A 759-nucleotide genomic window follows, 5' to 3' on the forward strand; every position below is an offset into this window, starting at 1 on the left:
TTCGTGTTTGATAGAGTGTTATCACCACCTGTGATGTGTATCCCTCACTTTTCGGCGGCAGGGCCAAAGTGATATAAGAGCCAGCCCAAAGCCGTCCGGCACTGACTGGTCGCAGTACTGGCCGATGACATACAGCGCCCATTTATCCACATCCGCCGCACCAAGACGTTTCCCCATGCCGTAGCGCGGATGGGTCAGCATATCCCACAGACACCAGGCCATGTTGTTGCTGTATGCCGGTTTAAACGTTCCGTCCCAGATACCGCTGTATTGCCGCGTCTGCGGGTTATAGTTCGACGGCACCTGCAGAATACGCCCGCGCAGATGATAATTACGGCTCACCTGCTGGCTGCCGAACTGCTCCGAGTCCACCTGCACGCCGACCAGTGCCGTGTTCGGGTAGCACTGTTTCACATCGATGATTTCAGTGTATGACGACCAGAGCGTTTTGTTCTGCAGCTGGTCTGTGGTGCTGTCCGGCGTCATCCTGCGCATCCGGATATTAAACGGGCGCGGCGGCAGGTTACCCATCACCACCGAGGCCAGATACTGCGAGGTGGTTTTGCCCTTAATGGTGATGTCTTTTTCCGTCACCCAGCCACCGTTACGTTGTATCTGAACCAGCAGGCGGACTTCCGACGGATTCCTGTCACCCTTTGAGGTGGTTTCCACCAGTGCCTGTACACCGAAGGTAAAGCGCAGACGGTCGATGTTTGCAGACGTAATGGTGCGGGTGATCGGCGTGTCATATTTCACTTC

At 55.6% G+C, this 759-nt stretch carries 1 protein-coding gene; it reads right to left on the reverse strand.

The features are described from left to right. Positions 1 to 21 precede the first annotated feature (21 nt). On the reverse strand, positions 22 to 759 hold a 738-nt coding region (gene gpJ / locus CSC62_RS17390; RefSeq protein WP_425502057.1), incomplete at its 5' end, for a TipJ family phage tail tip protein.

This window comes from Pseudoxanthomonas jiangsuensis (genome assembly GCF_010093185.1).
Classification (GTDB): Bacteria; Pseudomonadota; Gammaproteobacteria; order Xanthomonadales; family Xanthomonadaceae; genus Pseudoxanthomonas; species Pseudoxanthomonas jiangsuensis.